General features: G+C 48.9%; 8 protein-coding genes and 1 pseudogene. 4 read left to right on the top strand and 5 right to left on the bottom strand.

Features of this window, described 5'->3' with window-relative positions; genetic code table 11:
- Window positions 1-53: 53 nt before the first annotated feature.
- On the bottom strand, window positions 54-755 hold the full coding sequence (locus QVP67_RS05665) for a YczE/YyaS/YitT family protein (protein WP_288179942.1): 702 nt from the start codon (window positions 753-755) through the stop codon (window positions 54-56).
- A gap of 151 nt (window positions 756-906) precedes the next feature.
- On the opposite strand from QVP67_RS05665, the gene QVP67_RS05660 reads away from it, so the two are divergent.
- The 3 genes from QVP67_RS05660 (at window position 907) to QVP67_RS05650 (ending at window position 7080) form a co-directional block, all read left to right on the top strand.
- Window positions 907-1833: a helix-turn-helix domain-containing protein gene (locus tag QVP67_RS05660; RefSeq protein WP_022162593.1), complete on the top strand. Its 927-nt coding sequence runs from the start codon at window positions 907-909 to the stop codon at window positions 1831-1833.
- A gap of 349 nt (window positions 1834-2182) precedes the next feature.
- Window positions 2183-4801: a DNA mismatch repair protein MutS gene (gene mutS / locus QVP67_RS05655; RefSeq protein WP_022162592.1), complete on the top strand. Its 2619-nt coding sequence runs from the start codon at window positions 2183-2185 to the stop codon at window positions 4799-4801.
- A 356-nt stretch (window positions 4802-5157) separates the two neighbouring features.
- Complete coding sequence (locus QVP67_RS05650; RefSeq protein WP_022162591.1) at window positions 5158-7080, top strand: fimbrillin family protein; 1923 nt, start codon at window positions 5158-5160, stop codon at window positions 7078-7080.
- Between the two features lie 186 nt (window positions 7081-7266).
- Here the strand turns inward: QVP67_RS05650 and QVP67_RS05645 are convergent.
- A pseudogene (locus QVP67_RS05645) lies at window positions 7267-7899 on the bottom strand (HAD family hydrolase); the annotation flags it as partial.
- A gap of 155 nt (window positions 7900-8054) precedes the next feature.
- On the opposite strand from QVP67_RS05645, the gene QVP67_RS05640 reads away from it, so the two are divergent.
- Window positions 8055-9821, top strand: a complete 1767-nt coding sequence (locus QVP67_RS05640; protein WP_022162589.1) for a DUF4091 domain-containing protein — start codon at window positions 8055-8057, stop codon at window positions 9819-9821.
- 131 nt (window positions 9822-9952) lie between these two features.
- Here the strand turns inward: QVP67_RS05640 and QVP67_RS05635 are convergent, their stop codons facing one another.
- From QVP67_RS05635 to QVP67_RS05625, 3 genes are all read right to left on the bottom strand, one after another.
- Window positions 9953-10465 carry a C40 family peptidase gene (locus QVP67_RS05635; RefSeq protein ID WP_022162588.1) on the bottom strand — a complete coding sequence of 171 codons (513 nt, stop codon included), beginning with the start codon at window positions 10463-10465 and terminating at the stop codon, window positions 9953-9955.
- Window positions 10462-11235 (bottom strand): ABC transporter ATP-binding protein, encoded by a 774-nt coding sequence (locus QVP67_RS05630; protein ID WP_022162587.1) that lies wholly within the window; start codon window positions 11233-11235, stop codon window positions 10462-10464. The genes QVP67_RS05635 and QVP67_RS05630 overlap by 4 nt, the downstream gene beginning before the upstream one ends.
- A gap of 69 nt (window positions 11236-11304) precedes the next feature.
- On the bottom strand, window positions 11305-12795 hold the full coding sequence (locus QVP67_RS05625) for a DUF5687 family protein (protein ID WP_022162586.1): 1491 nt from the start codon (window positions 12793-12795) through the stop codon (window positions 11305-11307).
- Window positions 12796-12883: the final 88 nt, after the last annotated feature.

Below are 12883 nucleotides of genomic sequence, written 5' to 3'. Positions count from 1 at the left end.
ATCCAAGTAAAAATGCATGCTTTATAACATGTATTAGCTGAATTACAGATTTGTTAAGCCTTTGGGGCGTATTCTATGCTATTACTCTTTAATACGGGCACCAGACGGTAGAGGTTTTTCCGGGTCATAATTTTATGATTGAGGAAGCTGACAATGTAGCCTGTCAGGCAGGCGGCAATCAGCGAACCTTCGCGTACACCTTCGATGGTTTGTGTGAAAGCCAGTGAAGTAAGTACGGCCAGTGTGACCAGAGTAATGTCGAAGCAAACCTTTGTGCGACCGAATTCGCGGTTATAGCGCGAAGAAGCATACTTCACGAAAGCTTCGGCGCTCATCATTGCCACACGAGGTTTCAGTTCGAGTACCACACCTACCGACTGTATAATGCATCCTACCAGCAGCAAGCCGATGGAGGCAGCATAGTTTACCGGATGTATGTCGGAAGCCAAAACCATATTGAAGTCGATAAAAGCCGAGAAGATGAACGAGAAGGGTATTTGCAGCAGTATTTCCATAACGTCTTGCCGACTTCCTCGTCCGCGTATTAGCCAGAACTGACCTACGATGAGCAACATGTTGATGATGAACGTACAGGTGCCCAATGTGAGCGGTGTGTTCAGACTCATTACATAGTTGATACTCGAAATAGGGGTAGTACCTAAGGCCGAACGGACAATGAGCACTACGCCCGCAGCCAGAAAATACAGTCCCAATACAAAAACTAAATACCTTTTGATAATACTTTTCATTTCCATCTTTTTACCTCTTTCCTAATTATATTCTAATACCTGTTTTTTCCGGCGGCAAAGTTCGTTCTTTTCTGTTGCATGGATATTATCCGATATGACATAATTTTTGTCGATTACGAAACAAGTGCTATCTTTGTAGCTGGTATAATGCTCGAAAATGGTAAAATCGTGTATATTTGACAATGCGGGAATGCTGAAAAAGCATCCGGATATTCCTCATTACGGTGAAGATGTGGTGTGCTTCGAGAGCGTCTATGGCGACCGAAACTATCCCGAGGGCGAAGCCTACTTCAACCGCGAACTGTATCTGATATTCATCCTGGAGGGTCGTTCGGAGATTCTGCTCAATGGTGAACACATTGTGATGGAAGCCGGAACCCTGCTGGTGCATGGAGCAAACTTCCTGACCGACCATCTGTTTTCTTCCGAAGATATTCATTTCATTACGCTTTCCATTTCGGAAACCATGTTTACCAACGATTCCTATCTGACGCAGATAACGGCTATGGTATTGGCTACGATGAGGCAGAACAGGCAATATACGATACTGCTGACTGCGGATGAATCAGACGTCGTGCGCGGCCAGTTGGAGTTTCTGATGCAGTTGCTTCGGTCCGATCATAAGTTTCTTTTCCGTCGCGTCCAGGCAGTGTGCAACGCTCTGTTTCTGGACATTGCCGACTTTCTGTCGCGCAAGACGCCGATACGCAAGCATGTCAGTCCTAAAGACCATGTATTGCAGGAGTTTTATGCGCTGGTTACCCGTCATTTTCGTGAAGAACATTTTGTCTCTTTCTATGCTCGCGAACTGGCCATCAGTGAGCAATATCTGTCGCGCATCGTAAAAAGCGGCACAGGAAAGACGGTGAATGCCATTATCAGCGAATTGTTGCTGATGGAGGCATGCATGCTGCTGGGCAACCGGAAGCTGACGGTGAACGATGTCTCAGCCAAGCTGAATTTCAGCGATACATCAGCATTCTGCAAGTTCTTCAGGCGTTGTTCGGGCGAGACTCCTTTGGGATTTCGCAAGAAGTTGTGGATGGAGATGGACAAGACGCCTGCCGCAGACGGAAAGAAGTGACAGAAGCAATGTTTGCGTACAGGTATAAAAAAAGGAGTACCGCTGTACTCCAACCTTCTTGTTAACCTTAAATCTAATACTATGAAAAACACGTTGCAAAGGTACGGACTTTTGGGAAATCTGCAAATAAAACAAATAAAAAAGGCTGTTTTATAACATGTTTTATGATAATCCGGTAATTTGTTAAGGGTTGCTAAGGATTTAAATGCTCTCCGCATCTGTTTTCTAAAAAAGAGGTATCTTTGCAGAAGTTGCCGAAACGGATGGCAGGGTGGGGCATACTCCGGCAAGTCATCGTGCGTCCGGCACTTGGATATTTCAATAAACAGAGAATTCAAAAAAACATATCATGCAAGAAGATATTGTCCTTACTCCGATGATGAAACAGTTTCTCGACCTGAAGGCGAAGCATCCCGATGCTGTGATGCTGTTTCGTTGCGGGGACTTCTATGAAACTTATTCGACCGATGCCATTGTTGCTTCGGAGATATTGGGTATTACGCTGACCAAGCGTGCCAATGGCAAAGGGAAGACCATTGAGATGGCCGGATTCCCCCACCATGCACTCGACACCTATTTGCCCAAGCTGATTCGTGCCGGCAAGCGGGTGGCGATTTGCGACCAGTTGGAAGACCCGAAACTGACCAAGAAGCTGGTGAAGCGGGGAATCACGGAGCTGGTAACTCCGGGCGTGTCGATCAACGACAACGTGCTGAACTATAGGGAGAATAATTTTCTTGCTGCCGTACATTTCGGAAAAGGTGCCTGTGGCGTGGCCTTTCTGGATATTTCGACCGGAGAGTTCCTTACGGCCGAAGGTCCTTTCGACTATGTAGACAAGTTGCTGAATAACTTTGCTCCGAAGGAGGTATTGTTTGAAAGAGGTAAGCGTGGTATGTTCGAAGGGAATTTCGGGAACAAGTTTTTCACGTTCGAGCTGGACGACTGGATTTTTACGGAAACGACCGCCCGTGAGAAGTTGCTGAAGCATTTCGAGGTGAAGAACCTAAAAGGTTTCGGTGTGGAGCATCTGAAGAATGGTATTATTGCTTCGGGAGCCATCTTGCAATACCTCATCATGACGCAACACACACAGATTGCCCACATCACTTCGCTGGCGCGGATTGAGGAGGACAAGTATGTCCGCCTGGACAAGTTTACGGTACGCAGCCTAGAGTTGATGGGTTCGATGAACGATGGAGGAAGCAGTTTGCTGAATGTTATCGACAAGACCATCAGCCCGATGGGAGCCCGCCTGATGAGGCGTTGGCTGGTATTCCCGCTGAAGGACGTACAGCCTATCAACGACCGTCTGAATGTGGTGGAGTATTTCTTCCGCCAACCCGACTTCAAGGAACTGATTGAAGAACAGCTTCACCTGATCGGCGACTTGGAGCGCATTATCTCCAAAGTAGCCGTCGGTCGTGTCTCTCCGCGTGAAGTGGTAGCATTGAAAGTGGCTTTGCAGGCCATTGAGCCTATCAAAACGGCTTGTCTGGAAGCCGATAATGCCAGTCTGAACCGCATTGGCGAGCAACTGAACATCTGCCAGTCTATCCGCGACCGCATCGATCACGAAATCAACAACGATCCTCCGTTGCTGGTGAACAAGGGAGGGGTCATCAAACAGGGCGTAAATGCCGAACTCGACGAACTCCGCGAAATAGCCTACAGTGGCAAAGACTACCTGTTGCAGGTGCAGCAACGCGAGAGCGAGCTGACCGGCATCCCCAGTCTGAAAATCGGGTACAACAACGTTTTCGGCTATTACATCGAGGTGCGCAACGTGCACAAGGACAAGGTTCCGCAGGAGTGGATACGCAAGCAGACGCTGGTCAATGCCGAACGTTACATCACGCAGGAGCTGAAGGAATACGAGGAAAAAATACTGGGAGCAGAAGACAAGATACTGATTCTGGAAACGAAGATCTATACCGAACTGGTGCAGGCACTTACCGAGTTTATCCCTGCCATTCAGATCAATGCCAACCAGATAGCCCGTCTGGACTGTCTGCTTTCGTTTGCCAACGTAGCTCGCGAAAACAATTATATCCGCCCCGTCATTGCCGACGACGATGTGCTGGAGATTCATCAGGGAAGGCATCCGGTCATCGAGAAGCAGTTGCCCATCGGCGAGAAGTACATTGCCAACGACGTAATGCTGGACAGCAGCACGCAGCAGATTATTATCATTACGGGTCCGAACATGGCCGGTAAGTCGGCGTTGTTGCGTCAGACGGCGCTGATCACACTGATGGCACAGGTTGGCAGTTTTGTTCCGGCCGAGAGTGCCCACATCGGACTGGTGGACAAAATCTTCACCCGTGTAGGAGCCAGCGACAATATCTCGGTGGGCGAGTCGACGTTTATGGTCGAGATGAATGAGGCGGCCGATATTCTGAACAATCTTTCGGCGCGCAGTCTGGTATTGTTTGACGAGCTGGGTCGTGGTACTTCGACCTACGACGGTATTTCGATAGCCTGGGCCATTGTGGAGTACATCCACGAGCATCCCCGCGCCCGTGCCCGCACGCTGTTTGCCACGCACTACCACGAACTGAACGAGATGGAGAAGAGCTTCAAACGGATCAAGAACTACAACGTGGCGGTGAAGGAAGTGGATAATAAGGTGATTTTCCTTCGCAAGTTGGAGCGTGGCGGAAGCGAGCATTCCTTTGGTATCCACGTGGCCAAGATGGCAGGTATGCCGAAGAGCATTGTGAAACGTGCCGACGAAATACTGAAGCAGCTGGAAGCCGAGAACCGACAGACAGGATCGGTGGGTGGAAAGAAGATTACCGAAGGTGCTTCTTCGGCAGCCGGCATGCAGCTCAGTTTCTTTCAGCTCGACGATCCGGTGTTGTGCCAGATACGCGATGAGATTCTGAACCTCGACGTAAATAATCTGACGCCACTCGAAGCGCTGAACAAGCTGAATGACATCAAACGAATAGTGAAAGGGAAGTAATCAGACTTCCCTTTTATTATATTGATAAACTTTCTTTTTGATACGTTTTAATCTGGTTTATTAGGGTTGATAGGGATATTTTCTTTCTTTTTGAACGATTTTTCCCCGTTTCTTTGCATTATTCATTTTTTTAGTCTATATTTGCCGCCACATGAACCCGATGTGATGGGATGCAGGCAAATTAGAGAGAGGCATTTATTTTTTGAAAGACAGACGTAATCGGTTTTTAAAGGCATTTGTACTTTTTTCTATAGCTTATTTTCTGCACGTTCTCTCCTAAAGGAAAAGAGCCGGTTTCTGTATCGATGATAATTGTAGTAGCTGACACTTTTTTATTAACCCTAATATTTATTATTATGAGAAGCAGTACAATGCTAAAATCCGCTGTACGCGGTTTTTCTTGCCTGGCCGTACTCTGTCTGTCGGCGGCATGTGTCAATCAGATTGGTGATGAAGACGTTGCAGAAAGCAATATCCCAATCAGTTTCTCTGCAAAAGTAAGTAAGGCATCGACTGTCACCCGTGTGGGTAACAGCGGCTTCGAGGCGGGCGACCGTATCGGCTTGTTTGCCACTATGGGCGGAGCGTCTATCGATGGTTATCGTTACATCGACAACCTGCGGCTGGAGCATAACGGTACTTCGACACTTATCCCCGAACGGGAAGTGTTTTATCCCGAAGGCGACGGATCATTGGACTTTCTGGCTTACTATCCTTACAGCCAGGCGGGTGTAGAAGCGGGATCGACGGTAATTCCGGTATCTGTACTGGCTGACCAGAGTACTGCGGAAAACCGTTCGGCTTCCGACTTTCTGGTGGCTACCAAAACTGGGGTGAAAAGCAGCAGTGCGGCGGTTTCGCTGACCTTCAAACATCGCATGAGTAAGCTGAACATTGAACTGATTCCCGGAGAAGGTGCGAATTTGGACGAAATCTATCAGGACAATCCGAAGGTGATTGTAACCGGATTTTACACGAAAGCCCATTACGACCTGAAGTCGGGCGAGGTGAGCAGTCCGGAAGGGAAGTCGGACATCGTCGTTTCTGGCAAATGGAAAAAAGATAGTGACCGGCTGACCGGCAAGGATGTGATTGTGATTCCGCAGGAAGCAGACCCGGAAAGCCAGTCGGTTGTCATCGAGTGGAAGGGCATTCTGTATACTTGTCCTATCTCGGCCGTAACCCTTGAGGGTAACACGCAGCGGGCCATTCAGATTAAAATGGCGGAAGTGGAAAACCGTACGCTTGCCGGAATTGTAGGCGAAGTGGAAGAGTGGGGCGAAACGACCAAACAGGAAGAAACCGAAGGATCGCTGCAAACGGGCGAGGTACATATCGCTGCATTGTCGTTCGGTACCTCTAGTGTTTACCGGCTTTATAACAACGGAAGAACCGTGGCCGAGATTTGTAAGGAATATCTTGTTTCCGAAGCTGACGAGATTGCTTCGCAGGCTATCGTTGCCTATCCGGTGAAGAACGAAGTGACAGACCTTACGCAGGGCATTGTCTTGCAACTGATAGGTCAGACCGGCGAAGTGCATGGAGGTAAGGTCAGCTGGGATGCGGAGCGCAATACATTCGCTTATACGGCCGGAACTTCGGCGCCTGTCGAGACGTTGTATTTGGACGAAAAACAGTCGATTGTTGTTGATGTCAAGCCAGAAACCTGTATGAAAGTCAACGTAGTAGGCTATCGTTTGCGTGATATGCGGGCCGGTAAGCTGGATACTTATTCGGTAGTAAAGATCGGTACGCAGTATTGGATGAGGCAGGACTTGTGTGCCGTCAGCTATAAGGACGGTACGCCCATTGAGCGGCAAACTAACCTGGAGGACAAAGTGACGGGTTATTTTCAGCCAGACGACAAGGACGGTATTCGCTTCTACAACGGCGAAGCCCTGTTAGCCAACGACATCACCCCGGACGGATGGCGGATACCTTCGACCGAGGACTGGACGAAACTGAAAAAATACCTGAACGGCAAGGCCGGATTGCTGAAAGCCGCTTCCAGCAAATGGGAACCGCTCGATTTGGGAGAAACGACTGCTTCACATTCGGGACTGACTGGCTTCAATGCCTATCCGGTAGGAACTTGGATTAAGAGCAGCCATCAGTCTGCCTATAAGATGGTGGGCTACTGGACAATGGAAGCGGACGGAACGCTTCCCGAACAGACTGTTTTCCTGACGGGCAGCGATGAAGGGTTTGTGATGTCTTCCACTCTTTCCACCCGTGGCGACTATTATAAGGCACTTTCCATCCGTTGCGTCAAAGAGTAATTTATGCTTTTCTAAAGGCTTGTTTGTAAGGCGTTTGTAGGACACTTGCAATACATTTGTGGGACACTTGTGTGGCTCGCGAGCCGTGCAAGTGTTGTTCGTAGGGGCTGTTAAAGATAGTCTGTCAGGGGATGTAAGCAGACGCAGTTTGTTATTTCTTTTCGTATCAGTTCCGGCTTTTCTTCAGAGCAGTTCTTCCAGCGACGACATGATGCAGACGTGCGGATAGCAGGCCAGCTCGTGGGCTGTGGTTACTCCGTGTGTCACTCCGGCAAAGTCTACTCCTGCCGACTGGGCTGTTTCGGCATCGACGGTGCTGTCGCCGATGTACAACACCTGTGTTTTGTCGGCCTGCAGCCGCTCGATGGCATACAGCAGTCCTTCGGGCGAGGGCTTGGGCTGTTTCACGTCTTCGCCGCCTACGATGATGTCGATTACTCCGTCGGGCAGGTGATGGTCGAGCAGTTCTTTGATGCGGTAGCGATATTTGGTCGAGATGATTCCAACATTGGCGCCTGCGTTTTTCAGGGCAGTCAGTGTCTGGATGGTTTCGGGGAAAAGAAACGTATTGGCAGTCATGTAGACATCGGCTTCCTTGACATACTGTTTCCTGAATTCGGCCAGACGTTCGCTGTCGGTTACGCCGGTCAGGATGGTGAACGATTCTTCCAGCGTTTTGCCGATGGTCCGTTTGATGGTCGTGTTGGCTACCTGAAGGTAACCGTTCCGTTGCAGCACATGCTGAAAGCAGGTGACGATGCCGCGCGAGGAGTCGGCAAGTGTATAGTCGAAGTCGAACAGATAAGTAGAGTAATTCATTGGTCGCTTTTTGTGGCAAAGGTAGTGATTTTGTTTTTCTTTTGGCAGATTAGCTTTATCTTTGTCTGCCAGACGGACCATTTCGTCTGTCCAGTGGCATCTGTATATATAATAGGTGCTGGCTTTACTATAACCTGTAATTATCTATATTTGTTATGAAAAAAATCTTTCTTTTTGTGTTGGCGCTTTGTAGCTTGTATGCCGGTGCCCAGCAGGTGGATCGCTTTCCGTTACATCAGTTCGATGAATTAACCGATACCAAGCCTCACGACGATGCAACAGTGTGGGAACAGCTGAAACAGACTGCTTGTTTCAGTTGGGGCAGTACAGATGTGCGTTACCGAAAACTGGATGTTCCCGACATCAGTCGGAAGAGTTCGCTCCGTCTGAAAGGCTGGCGGGGCGAAAGAGTGAATGCGCAGGCTGTGCTTTGGACAAAAGCAGACTTGGGCAAGGTCAGGATAGAGGTATCCGACCTGACAAACGGCAAGCACCGGATTCCGGCATCGGCGGTCAAGGCAGGCTTTGTCAGATATGTCATGACCGACGAATTGAATAAGGATGGACAGGGCGGATGCGGTCATCGGCCCAATAAAGCAGACTGGGACTCGTCTCTTGTGGCCGATATGATTGATATCAACCTGGAACTTCCGGTCAAAGCACGTACCACACAACCCATCTGGATGAATGTCTGGATTCCGTCCGACAGTCAGCCGGGCATCTATCGCGGTAAGTTGTCAGTGTCGGGCGAAAAGTTGGCCAAGCAGTCTCTCGTGGTCGAGATAAAGGTGAGCAACCGGGTGTTGCCGGCTCCTGCAGACTGGAAGATGTATGTCGACTTGTGGCAGAATCCTTATGCCGTAGCCCGTTACTATCAGGTTCCGTTGTGGAGTAAAGAGCATTTCGATGCCATGCGTCCCATTATGCGGATGTTGGCCGATGCCGGGCAGCGGACTATTACTGCCAGCATTATGCACAAGCCTTGGGCCGGTCAGACACAAGACCATTATGACAGTATGATATTCCGGATGAAGCAACTGGACGGAACCTGGAAGTTCGATTATACGGTATTCGACAAGTGGGTCGATTTCATGATGAATGAGGTAGGAATTGATGACCTGATAAGCTGTTACACAATGGTTCCCTGGGACTTGAAGTTCGATTATTATGACCAGGCTACCAATCGGGTGCTTTTCGTTGAGGCTAAGCCGGGCGACCGTGCATATGCAGACTATTGGGGAACCTTCCTGAAAGATTTTGCGCGCCATCTTAAGGCAAAAGGATGGTTTGAAAAGACGGCCATTTCGATGGACGAGCGTCCTTTGAAAGACATGCAGGAAGCTATTAAAGTAGTGAAGGCTGCCGATCCCGGCTTCAAGATAATGCTTGCCGGCAACTATCATGCAGAGATTCAGTCCGATCTTTATTACTTGTGCATTCCTTACGGACAGGTATTCCCTCAAGAAGTCAAAGCCGAGCGCGAGCGGAAAGGTCAAATCAGTACATATTATACTTGTTGCACGGAAGCTTTCCCAAATATCTTTACGTTTTCGTCGCCGGCCGAGGCAGCCTGGACTGCCATTCATGCAGTTGCAGGAGGTTATGATGGCTATTTGCGATGGTCTACCATGAGCTGGCCGCTTGACCCGTTGCGCGATTCCCGTTTCCGTACTTGGGCAGCAGGCGATACATACTGTCTGTATCCGGGGCCTCGCAGCAGCATACGTTTCGAACGTTTGGTCGAGGGCTTGCAGTGCTGTGAGAAAATCCTGTTATTACGCGAAGAGCTGACTCGCCGGAAGGCGACCCGTGCGCTGGACAAACTGAACAGACTTGTCGGAAACTTCATGCCCGGTAACAGCACGGCCAAGACTGCTGCCGCAGTGGTGAACGAACTGAACGATTATGTGAATAGTCTCTGACGCTTGAAACGTTTTTCGGGGATAGCATCGTCTGAGAGTTTGGTTGCAAAAGACTATTGTGTTATTGCATCAGTCGTAACAAACCGGTACATGGGGAAATGCAGAGATTCGTACCGAAACAGGCAGATGGTTTACTTTATCCTTCCGCCCCGAAGCCAGTGTCGGGAATAATAGTCTTCTTTCAGACTGCTTACGATTACCCCGCGACTGGTGCTGGCATGAATAAACTTGCCGTTTTTCAGATAGATGCCTACATGAGTCACTTTTTTGCGCGAGGTGCGACTGGTGAAAAATACAAGGTCGCCCTCGCGCAAATTGCGTCGTGACACTTTCCGGCTTTCTTCCAGTTGGCCGGACGTGCTGCGTGGCAAACGTATGTGGTAGACTTTTTTATAGAGTTGCGCTACCAGTCCCGAACAGTCCGTTCCACGCTTGCTGGTGCCGCCGGCACGATAGGGAGTGCCTATCCATTCGGCGGCTTGTATGTACAGCTGGTGGTTGTCGGTCCGTTCGATGTCCATACCCAGTTTGAGGGAAGCGCGGGCCAGAGATTGATAGTTCAGTCGGGGAGCCGACGTGTGGCACGAACTCACTCCGATAGCCAGAAGCAGGAGGCAGAGGGCATGGACGATGGACTGTTTCATTGCAATTCGGTTTGGTTATCTTGCTTTTCTTCGTTTTGCTGGCTGGCTTCTTCTTCCAGTTCTTCTTCGACACGGACATTGAAGTAGTCTTCCAGTTCTTTTTCTGCTGAATTGTTTTCGTTGTGAATGTCGCGGATGATGACACCGTGTTCCAGCAAAGCGATGCGTGGGCAGATGTCGACCGTGTGGTTCAGGTTGTGGCTGGAGATGATGACTGTGGCCTGATGTTCGTCGCTATACTTTTTCAGCAGATGCTTGATGACAGCCTGCGAACTGGGGTCGAGGAAGTTGAACGGCTCGTCGAGTATCAGCAACTGGGGATAGTGCAGCATGGCAGAGATGATGCCTATTTTCTGCTTGTTTCCCATGGAGTAGTTGCGTATGAACTTCTTCTGTCCCAGCACCTCGTTGTTCATAAAGCGTTCGAATGGTTTCAGCCGTTCGTCTACCTCTTCCTTCTTCAGGCCGTACATTTTGCCGATGAAGTAGAAGTATTCTTCAGGAGTCAGGTAGTCGATCAGGAAACCGTCGTCGATGTAGGCTCCGGTTATGCTTTTCCAGTCCTCGCTTCGGGCTACGTTGATGTCATTGATGGTGACTTCACCTTGGTCGGCTTGCAGCAGGTCGAGGATAAGGCGGAATAAAGTAGTTTTTCCGGCGCCGTTGTTACCTACGAGACCCAGCATTTCGCCCTTCCCGATGGTGTAATTGTCTATGTTGACGGCTATTTTTTCGCCGAATTTTTTCTGTAAATTGGTAATCTGAATCATAGTTTGTTTTTAAGCTGGATAGTTGATGATGGGGATATCCGAAGAACTGTTTACTATGGGATAGCCCGGTTATTTCTGTCGGCTGTCGCGGAAGCCTTCCATGTTTTTATACCGCCGTTTCATGAAGCGGTTGTAGACGTTACGCAGCCAGTATCTCGAAGTAAGTATAAAGGCGAGTCCGATGGCTATGAATATCCATGCGGTTGTCGTTTCGCCTGTCAGGAAGTGCAGCAGGAAATATAGCAGCAAGGGGACTATGAATACAGCTGACGAAATCAGGTTCTGCATGCCTGTACCGACGTTTCGCTGAGTCATCTTGTTGTTCATGTCTACTGTCCGGTTGTTGTATACAGCCATCTGGAACATACCGAAGTACACAAAGCCGGGGATGAAGAAAAACCATGAAATGGCGGTGAGCAGTGTTACTTTGCCCATAATGATGGCGGGAATGATCATAACCAGCGGAATAACCTGTCCAATGCTGTAGATGGCGTATTTGGCTTGCAGAAGCGAGTAAATGCTTTCCTTGCGGCTCATCAGCCCGTCTATATAGTTTCCTTCGTAGCCCATGATGGTGCTCAGGAACAGAATGCCGAATAATGCAAAGTTGTACATAACCAGAAAATCTTTCATTCCTCCCTGATAGGCATCTGTGAAAGCAATGAGAGCACTGAATACCAGTACCACGCCACCGGCCGAATAGAGCCCGCGCTTACAGATTTTGTTGCGTAGCAGCATCTTCAGTTCCAGCTTCATGTATTCGCCCACCTGGCCGTAACGTTCCAGGAAACGGTATTCCGATACATGTTTTACCTGCACAGTCGTATCTTCTACTTTATTGATTTCGCCGTAAATCATCTTTCCGATGATGTAGCGGTCTAACAGGTAGAACAGAGCAATGATGGCCAAAGTTACGGCAAACGTCAGCCAGTTACCCAAAATGAAACTTTCGCCCACATTGATGCAGAAGTCGAATAGCGGACTTTCATCAGGAATGAAGAAGGCTGCTCCCAATGCGCCATAAACCAAGACCGGGAGTAAAAACCACCAGAAGCGTTCTCCCATAAGCATACGGCAAAGCAGGAACCAGTAGTTGTTGAGCAGCATTAGTAGCCAGATACCTATCAGATAGGTTAAGACTCCTGTTACTCCGTAGAAACGGGCAATGGTCAGAATGGCAAACGGGACAAAGAAAAAGAACCAGAACAGATTGAATGAATCCAGACCGGAACGTATCAGCAGACAGTCGATGAGCCGGCTGCGCTTGATGGGGAGCAGCATGTAGGGTTTGACTTCCTGCGAAGGTGTTTTTTGAAAAGGCAGGCGGATAACGAAATCGAGTGCAAGGATAAAAAGCAGTCCGCCGTTCAGTACATGATAGGCTTCCTGTGCTCCTTCACTGAAAGCAAAGGCAAATGTTATGCCGAAAAAGATGAGATAGCCGGCCCAGAATACTACCATCAGATAGATCCAGAATTTGGCGAAGCGGCTTTTCTCGTACATGGGATTGCGCTGATTGGCAAGTTTGCCGTGGCGTCGGAGTTCTAAGAAAAGGTTCATTGTTTTTTAATAGGCAGTTATATACGATTTTAGAAAGAAGAAGGTGTGCCGAAAACGGACAATATTTTGTTGTTTCGACACACCTTCG

The sequence above is a fragment of the Bacteroides sp. CAG:633 genome (assembly GCF_000435115.1).
GTDB lineage: Bacteria > Bacteroidota > Bacteroidia > Bacteroidales > Bacteroidaceae > Bacteroides > Bacteroides ndongoniae.
Note: the sequence above shows the minus strand (reverse complement) of the source record. Positions and strands in the feature narration are given on the sequence as shown.